Genomic DNA, 8,864 nt, shown 5'->3' on the forward strand with positions numbered 1-8,864 from the left:
TTCGTCTTACATAAAATCATATTTCTTATTTAAATCCACAGCACAAGTGCCATATCAAAATCATTCTACTTATCAAGTTTGAGCAACTGCCGGGCATTTTCCATAGCAGCCACCGTCACATCAGAACCGCTCAACATCTGAGCTATCTCCGTGACGCGCTCTTCCGTAGTAAGCATACACATGTGGCTCAAGGTGCCTTGCGCTGTTTCTTCTTTCGATACCTTGTAGTGGGTAGAACCAAGAGCGGCAATTTGCGGCAAGTGGGTGATGGAAAGCACCTGACGATGACTATCCCCCATCTCCTGCATGATTTGCGCCATCTTTTCGGCCACACGTCCACTCACCCCAGTGTCTATTTCATCGAATATGATGGTCGGGAGTTTCACCGTCCCACTGACCATGGCTTTCAATGAAAGCATTACACGGGCAATCTCACCTCCCGAAGCCACCTGTTGCACCGGCTGTAATGCCGTACTCTTGTTGGCACTGAAAAGAAAAGCCACCTTATCGCCCCCCGTCGGGGAGAGCTCCCGCCTTTCTATCTGCACCTCAAAACGCACATTAGGGATGCCTAACGGCACCAACCGACGCAGCATCTCAGCCTCCACCTTGCGAGCTGCCGTGGTACGCAAAGCCGTGAGTCGGGCAGCACGCTCCTCACAAACTCCTCTGTCAGTCGCCAAACGTGCCTCAAGTTCGTCGATACGCTCACTGCCCAATTCTACATTATCAAGTTCGTTTTTCAATTCTCCCTGCATTGCGAGCAATTCTGCTACAGTGCTCACATGGAATTTCTGCTGAAGCGAATAGATAGCATCGAGACGCGAGTTGATGGCATCAAGACGGGTCGGGTCGAAATCAACAGCCTCTGTAGCACTGCTTACCTCCGCAGAAATATCTTTCAGTTCGATGAGAGACGAGTCGAGTCTCTCGGCCAACTCACGCACTTTAGGGTACACTTCCTCTATGTCGTGCAAACTTCTGACTGCCTGCTTGATGCTACCCACGACACTACCATCATCACCATTGAGGCGACTGTCAGCCTCAAACAATGCAGTCTTGATCTCCTCGGCATGGGCCAATGTCTCTCCCTCCTGTTCGAGCTCTTCCTGCTCCCCTTCTTCAAGAGCGGCCTTGGCCAACTCATTGTATTGGAAACGGAGGAATTCCTCGTTGGTTCGTGCCTCTTCTATCTGCCGTTTGAGAGCATCCAGCTCCGTTTCAGTCTTGCGATAGCGAGCATAGGCCGTATGGTAATCATCCAACGCCTTGCCGTCGGCAGCAATGATGTCGACCACATTGAGTTGGAAATCTTCTTTTTGCAAGAGCAGATTCTGGTGCTGTGAGTGTATATCTACAAGCTGTTCGCCCAGTTCGCGCATAAGGGAAAGTGACACCGGCGTGTCGTTGATGAACGCACGACTCCTACCGGCGGCAGACAGTTCGCGTCGGATGATGGTATCGGCTAAGTCCTCATCAATGTCATTACAGGAGAAAAAATCCCCCATGGCATAGTTGGTAAGGTCAAAGTGAGCCTCAATGACACAACGGTCGGCCCCTGCCCTCACAGCCTTAGAGCCGGCCCTATTGCCCAGCAACAAACCGATGGCTCCAAGGATAATGCTCTTTCCCGCCCCCGTCTCGCCCGTGATAACCGAAAAGCCCGGCCCGAAATCGATGCGTTCTTCGTCAATGAGCGTAAAATTTTTGATGTATAGTTGTTTCAGCATCTTCTATTGTTTGATTTTATCCCAAGCTGCGTTTTGGCTTGCATTGATGGAAAAAAGAATCTCATAGACATTCTCCTTCTCCTTTTGCGTGCCCTTACCTTGATAGATATTGGCCAATTCGTCTTTTTTATAGTCTGTCCATATCTGTGGCAACAGACTCAGCGGCTTGTCCTCATGTGATTTCTTGAGATGGCTCTCTATGGCCGTGGTAATTTCCGTGCGTCCCCGCTCGGCATTGTTAGCCATCTCGTCAAGCCCCTTCCGATAATAGTCATATTGCAGTTGGCGGAAAGGGGCCATCGCCCCATCAAGGTAATCACTGATAATGGCATAGCGATTGCGATCATTTTCAAAAGCCTTCCACCCCGGATAGCCCAAGTCTTGGGCATTGTTAGTAAGGTTAAGGCAACGCCGGAGCACATCTTCACCGCCCCGTGGAGCAAATGAATCAAGGTCAAGACCAATGATGAGATAAGCGTAGTAAGCGAAAAGTGCCGTAAGTTGGTTGTCGATCACCTCCTCATTGAAATTGAGCTGGTCGAACTGTGTAAAGGCGAAGTCGAAATTGTCATCCGTATTATTATATAAGGTGGAAGTGTAGGCAGAGTTGTAGACCGGACGGTTGGCTTGGACGAGTGCCTTGCAGGAAAATTTATTGGAGCTCTTGTCATATTTGGTCACCGTGATGTTGAAGTTACACACGATGCGCTCATTCTTCCTGAATTGCAAGTGAGTCCACTGCCGTTCGTTAACAAACTGCTCAAGTGTATGTTGCAGATTGTCGAACACCGAGGCGTCCGTACCCTCTATCTGGGCATGGTTGACTGTGATTTTAGCCTGCAACTCTTGGGCATCAGCCGTTGCAGGAGCCACAAAACTCATAGCTATCCATAGCAAAACGATGCAAGATTTCAGTTTATTCATACCCTATTCTTTATCCTACAAACAAGCATATCCGACTTTTGCACCCTGGTTCAGAAGATAGCAGCCAACTCATCTACAATGTCACGGGCCACCTCTCGTTTCGGTTTCTTGTCGTATTCCTTCTGCCCCCCGGCCGAAACGATCGTGATTCGGTTGTCATCGGTACGAAAAGTCGTACCCGCATTGCGCGTTGAGTTGAGTACGACGAAATCGGCATTTTTGCTTTTCAGTTTCCGTCGGGCATTAGCTTCTTCGTCATTCGTTTCAAGCGCAAAAGCCACGAGACGCTGTGCGGGGGTCTTCATGCGCCCCAAAGCAGCCGCAATGTCATGGGTGGGCACCAACCGAAGCATCATGTCTTCCCCGCCACGCTTTATCTTATGCATAGCCACGGCTGTCGGTCTGAAGTCGGCCACAGCAGCACAAAGTATGGCTGCATCGGCCTCGGGAAAAACCTTGACAGCCGCGCCATACATCTCTTCGCAACTCTCCACGTCGATACGCCGGATGCCTTCGCTACATGTGAGAGCCACCGGGCCGGCTATGAGTGTCACCCTTGCACCACGCCGCAAGCACTCTTCGGCCAAGGCAAAGCCCATTTTCCCCGACGAATAGTTGCCGATGAAGCGCACAGGATCGATCTTCTCGTAAGTAGGTCCGGCCGTGATGAGTACACGGCGGCCTTTAAGGCTGAGCTCACAGCCCTCTGTCTCATTCTCCGTGACAGCAGGACTTACGATCTCCATTCCACCGCCACCATCACGGTCGCCACTCTCGAAAAAGCCGTCAAGCACTTCCACGATGCGTTCTGGCTCTTCCATGCGGCCTTTGCCTTCGAGCCCGCTGGCCAAAAAGCCCTCGGAAGGTTCTATAAAATGGTTTCCAAACGACCGTAGTCTGGCAATATTGGCTTGTGTAGAAGGGTGGCGATACATGTCGAGATCCATAGCCGGAGCGATGAACACAGGAGCCTTCATAGAGAGATAGGTGGTGACAAGCATATTGTCGGCCACCCCGCCGGCCATCTTTCCAAGTGTTGCAGCCGTACAGGGTGCGATGATCATGGCATCGGCCCACAACCCGAGTTCCACATGAGAGTGCCATGTGCCGTCGCGCTGCGAAAAAAACTCGCTTATCACCGGCTTACGCGTCAAGGCCGAGAGGGTGATAGGGGTAACAAACTCCTTGCCTGCAGGAGTGATAACCACCTGCACTTCCGCCCCCCGGCGTATAAGGCTGCGAATGAGAAGACAGGCTTTATAGGCAGCGATAGAACCGGTGATGCCGAGAACAATTTTCTTTCCTTCAAGCATTTATTTGTTATTGAATTCGCGCAAACGGATACGGGTGAGCACCTGCTTGGTGTTGAACGTGAAGTCGGAACTCAGCATCCAAGAGAAATATCCCGGGTCACGACGCAGCACTTCAGCCACATCCCATCCCTTATATTTGCCGAAGTTGAACACCTCATGCCGACGCGGGTTTCCGTCCTTGTCAGTCAGCGTGTTTCCCTGCGCATCGGTAAGGTCTTTCCAGATGATACGACCCGCGAAATCTACATTGTCATTGTTTTTGGAAAACTCGGCCAACTCGTCCATATCGTTATGGAGCACACGGTCGGGTTCTTCCTGCACACCGGGTGCATATTTGTCCAATTCGCCCATGAGTACACGATAGGTGGCCTCGGTGTCCTGATCGGCCCGATGGGCCTCAAAGTCTTCCTCCATCTTGCGCCCCGTGTAAAACTTGTAGGCAGCAGCCAGGTTGCGGCGTTCCATCTTGTGAAAAATGGCCTGTGCGTCAATGAGTCGACACTTACCGAAATCGAAATCGATGCCTGCCCGCAAAAACTCCTCAGCCAACATAGGAATATCGAAGTGGTTGGAGTTGAAGCCGGCAAAATCGCAGCCCTTGAACTCCTCAGCCAACCGCGGAGCCAGTTCTTTGAAAGCAGGACGGTCTTTCACGTCATCATCGGAAATTCCCGTGAGAGCCGTTATCTCCGGCGCGATGGGTTTACCGGGATTGATGATTTCGTTGCCACGCAATTCCGTCCCGTCAGGGCACACTTTAATATACGACAACTGTATGACCCTGTCGTTGACCAAATCAAGACCGGTAGTCTCAAGGTCAAACACGACAAGGGGTTTGGTGAGATTAAGTTTCATTCTTTCGTTTTAGTCATTACGCGATTGTCTCTCCCACCCCTCCGATCCGGACAGAGAAGGAGAGACAATCGTTTTTCTTGTTTAGTCATTCAAGAGCATAGGCATGAGCAGCATGAGCACATCCTCGTTTTCGGGTTGCTGCGAGGGCATCACGGTGCCGGCCCGACTGGGATCAGCCAACTCTATCACCACCTCGTCGCTCTCAAGACTGCTCAGTATCTCTTGCATGGAGCCTCCCTTAAAACCAATACTCATCGGCTGCCCACTGTACTCGCAGGTCACCTGCTCCTTGGCCGATGTAGCGAAGTCGATATCCTCTCCGGAGAGTTCCATCCGTCCACTTTCCACATGGAAGCGCACCAACTGACTGCTCTCGCTGGCAAATGGCAACACACGGCGCAGAGCTCCCAACAGGGCACGACGGTCAATGGTCACACGATTGGGATTGTCTTGCGGAATCACAGAGTTGTAGTTGGGATAGCGTCCTTCTATCAACCGACAGTAGAGAACACCGTCGGAGAAACGCATCTCCGCACTACGGTCATTGAACTTGACGATTACCTCCCCACCGTCCTTGCTCAGCACGTTCTTCAACAGCGATGCCGGCTTCTTGGGAAGAATGAACGCAGCGGGAGTTTCACTCTTGATATTGAAATTCTTGTTGCGCACGAGCTTATGCCCGTCGCTGGCCACAATGGCCAGAGCATCGGGTGTAAGATCGAAATAAATGCCGTTCATCACAGGGCGCAACTCATCCTGCGCCGTGGCAAAAAGCGAACGCGAGATATTGTCCACCAGCACAGCAGCGTCCATTGTCATAGTCGTGGCTCCGTCTTCCACCGGTTGCATACGGGGATACTCCTCGGCATTCTGGGCCGTGAAGTTGTAGAGACCGTTCTGATAAACTATTTTGATAGCAAAGCTCTGCGTGTCGATGTCGAAATTGAGGGGCTGCTCCGGCAGTTCCTTCACGGCATCGAGAATAGTGCGGTTGGGCACGGCAAATTCGCCCTCACCCTCGCAGCTGTCAAGTTCCAGTGCGCTCTGCATCACGTTTTCACCGTCACCGGCTGTGATGAGGAGGCGGTTGTTCTCCACCTGAAACAGGAAGCAGTCCAAAATGGGCAGCGCATTTTTGCTGTTGATGACACGAGCAAGCGTGTTAAGACGGCTGCTCAGAGCTGTGCTTGATAATGTAAATCTCATTAGTATTTATTTTAAATGTTTTGTTTCTTTACTTTTCCAATCGTTCTTTCCCCATAGGAAATATAGGCTACAAAAATACGAAAATAGTCTCGGAATACAAAAAAAAGTGCGGGAAAGTTTTTCTTTTTAGAAGTATTTTAGTAATTTCGCAAATTGAAAGAAATATTTATAATACGGAAACGAATAATATGGAATTACAAGGAAAAGTTATCGCAGTATTGCCCGAGCGCAGCGGCACATCAGCGCGTGGCGAGTGGAAGTCGCAGTCGTTTGTCATTGAGACCCACGAGCAGTATCCGCGCAAGATGGTGTTCGATGTATTCGGCGCCGACCGTCTGGCTCAGTTCAATATCAAAAGTGGCGAGGAAATCACGGTGTCGTTTGACATTGACGCCCATGAGTATAATGGCCGCTGGTTCAACAACATTCGTGCATGGAATGTACAGCACATCGATCCGGCAGCTGCCCAAGCCGGTGCCACAGGGCCTCAGCCCATGGCCGGTGGTGCTCCGTTCGGTGCCCCTGCCGAAGGCGCACAGGCTCCGTTCCCACCCGCTCCCGCAGCCGGAGATGGCGACAGTGCCGACGACCTGCCTTTCTAAGCGGCATTTTTCCCTTACACACATACAAGACAGCAACACCGGCATACCGCCTCATGACGAGGTGGTATGTCGGTGTTGTTGTTTGAAAAACCTCCCCAAGCCTCTCCTTAAGAGGAAAGTGTCTCGCGAGACAAAGGTAGCTAAGTAGAGAGGCTGAACAAAGGAACAATCCCATATATAGCGAAACTTACCAAGATTGAGAAAAAGAATTACACAGGAGTTTTCCACGCCCTTCGATCCAGCCCATCCCATCTACCTCATTCGCCCCATCTGTCCCATCAATTTCCTCACTAAGTCCAAACGATATTGCAAAAGAGCCACACTTGAAAGCTCATCCGGCCCAACAGAGAAGCTCGAAGAGCCCCTTTCGCAAAACCATTCGGGCCTATTTGCCCCCACAATAAGAAGGAAAGTCCCCTTCAAGAGGGGTGGAAACTAAAAAAGGGAACGCCACCGCGCTCCCTTTGCTTATGCAAAGATACTACCCAAAAAGTAAAAATGCAAATCGACAACGAAAAAACGCGACACTCGCCACAGGCTGTCTACATGGCAGTAACAAGTCGCAGGCTATCGGCTTTGGTGCGGGCCTTGAGCCATCGATGCAGCCGTATGCGTTCTGCCGGCACCAATCGCGAGCGGCTGTTTACCAGTGCAATGATATAACGGCGCGACATAGCCGTGTCAGTACGAACCTCGGTAGCGTTGGAAAGGCTCACCGCCGTCACCGAAGGAAACACGGCCTTCACCTCCGGACCTATCTCCTTACCAAGCGTCTCATAATGGGTGTATTGCGCCAAATGGTCTGCAAGTTGGTTAAGCTGTTCTGACTGTTCTATGAGTTTTTGGGTTTTGGCCTCACTCGACAGCGTGGCACTGCTGAGTTCGCGGTTGAGCAGCAACACGCTGTCAGAATGTGAACCTTGTATCACATTAAGTTTGTAATCGCCAAGTTTGTATTCTTCCAAAAGTTTTCGGGCACGGGTCACATCGGCCCGACCTATAGTCTTGCCCACGGCCACCACATTGAGCGTTTTGTTGGCGGCATCACAGCTTTGCGAAATGATTTGAGTACCCTTGAAGGCCAACTCGTTTTTGACAAACCTGCGCACATTGTTGTCAAGCACACTCTGCCTGATGATTTGCACTGTCATGTAGGTGGCAGGCAGCATCGTCACCACCACGATACCCACGATGTAGCGATTTACCGTTGTCAGGCGCGTGGCATCAACAAACGTTTTGCGATGAAAACGCAACATGCGCACACCTGCGAACGTGGCCAGAGCTATGAATACGGTGTTGATGAAAAACAGGTAGAAAGCACCGAAGAAATAGGAAAAATTGCCCACGGCCAACCCATAACCTGCCGTGCAGAGCGGTGGCATGAGAGCCGTCGCAATGGCCACACCGGGAATCACATTGCCCTTCCCCTTTGTGGAAAGGGCTAGAATGCCGGCAGCACCACCACAAAGCGCTATCAACACATCGTAAAGCGTGGGCGATGTGCGCGCCAAAAGTTCGGACTGTGCCTCAGTGAGCGGTGTGATGGTGAAATAGACGGTGGCGGTGAGCACGCTGATGACTGTAGCCACCAGATAGTTTTTGATAGATCGCTTGAGCAAGCGCAAATCACTGATACCAACAGCAAGGCCCATGCCGATAATGGGGCCCATGAGCGGCGAGATGAGCATGGCACCGATAATCACAGCCGTGGAATTGACATTCAAACCGAGCGAGGCTATGAATATGGCGAAGATGAGAATCCACAGATTGGAACCGTGAAACACGACTCCGCTGCTGATCTGGCTGATGGTCTCCTCTTCATTTTCTTTGTCGGGCAGGGCATTGAAATATCCTTTCACCACTTGCCATAGGTTTTGGTCTTGTTGTGTCATTAGTCAATGTATGAATGATCATGAAAATTACGAGACAGGCAGCTACAAAAGTTCTCGTCCGATTGCTTGATTGCCGCCTGTTTCTGTTACAAAGATAGCATTTTTTAAGAATATAACAGCGCAAAATGTGCTACAAAATACATTTCAGGCTGTAACCGACATGGAAAAACAACACCTGCTTTCTGTCTCCAATCATACTCCTTATGCAGAGAATGTGTACACTCGTAGTCGCTGAGCGTCCCTACTTCTTATGACTCGAAACTTTAGTCACAGTCTCGGAACACGCACCACGCACGTCTGGCATGAAAAGAGAACAACTGCAACGGAAATGTGTGAAAACGC

At 50.8% G+C, this 8,864-nt stretch carries 7 protein-coding genes; 1 reads left to right on the plus strand and 6 read right to left on the minus strand.

Features of this window, described 5'->3' with window-relative positions:
- Window positions 1–65: 65 nt before the first annotated feature.
- The 5 genes from recN to dnaN form a co-directional block, all read right to left on the minus strand.
- Window positions 66–1,730, minus strand: a complete 1,665-nt coding sequence (gene recN / locus HMPREF6485_RS00530; RefSeq protein ID WP_004344012.1) for a DNA repair protein RecN — start codon at window positions 1,728–1,730, stop codon at window positions 66–68.
- Between the two features lie 3 nt (window positions 1,731–1,733).
- On the minus strand, window positions 1,734–2,654 hold the full coding sequence (porD, locus tag HMPREF6485_RS00535) for a type IX secretion system protein PorD (protein ID WP_004344013.1): 921 nt from the start codon (window positions 2,652–2,654) through the stop codon (window positions 1,734–1,736).
- A 50-nt stretch (window positions 2,655–2,704) separates the two neighbouring features.
- Window positions 2,705–3,967 carry a bifunctional phosphopantothenoylcysteine decarboxylase/phosphopantothenate synthase gene (locus HMPREF6485_RS00540; RefSeq protein WP_004344014.1) on the minus strand — a complete coding sequence of 421 codons (1,263 nt, stop codon included), beginning with the start codon at window positions 3,965–3,967 and terminating at the stop codon, window positions 2,705–2,707.
- Window positions 3,968–4,822, minus strand: a complete 855-nt coding sequence (locus tag HMPREF6485_RS00545) for a 3'-5' exonuclease (RefSeq protein ID WP_004342426.1) — start codon at window positions 4,820–4,822, stop codon at window positions 3,968–3,970.
- A gap of 81 nt (window positions 4,823–4,903) precedes the next feature.
- Complete coding sequence (dnaN, locus tag HMPREF6485_RS00550; RefSeq protein WP_004342423.1) at window positions 4,904–6,028, minus strand: DNA polymerase III subunit beta; 1,125 nt, start codon at window positions 6,026–6,028, stop codon at window positions 4,904–4,906.
- 188 nt (window positions 6,029–6,216) lie between these two features.
- Here dnaN and HMPREF6485_RS00555 point away from each other — a divergent pair, with 188 nt between their 5' ends.
- Window positions 6,217–6,630, plus strand: coding sequence for a DUF3127 domain-containing protein (locus HMPREF6485_RS00555; protein ID WP_044125671.1), 414 nt, complete (start codon window positions 6,217–6,219; stop codon window positions 6,628–6,630).
- Window positions 6,631–7,172: 542 nt separating this feature from the next.
- Here HMPREF6485_RS00555 and HMPREF6485_RS00560 read toward each other — a convergent pair.
- Window positions 7,173–8,522, minus strand: a complete 1,350-nt coding sequence (locus tag HMPREF6485_RS00560; RefSeq protein ID WP_004344016.1) for a TIGR00341 family protein — start codon at window positions 8,520–8,522, stop codon at window positions 7,173–7,175.
- Window positions 8,523–8,864: the final 342 nt, after the last annotated feature.

Origin of the sequence: Segatella buccae ATCC 33574 (genome assembly GCF_000184945.1) — a bacterium.
GTDB classification, from domain to species: Bacteria; Bacteroidota; Bacteroidia; order Bacteroidales; family Bacteroidaceae; genus Prevotella; species Prevotella buccae.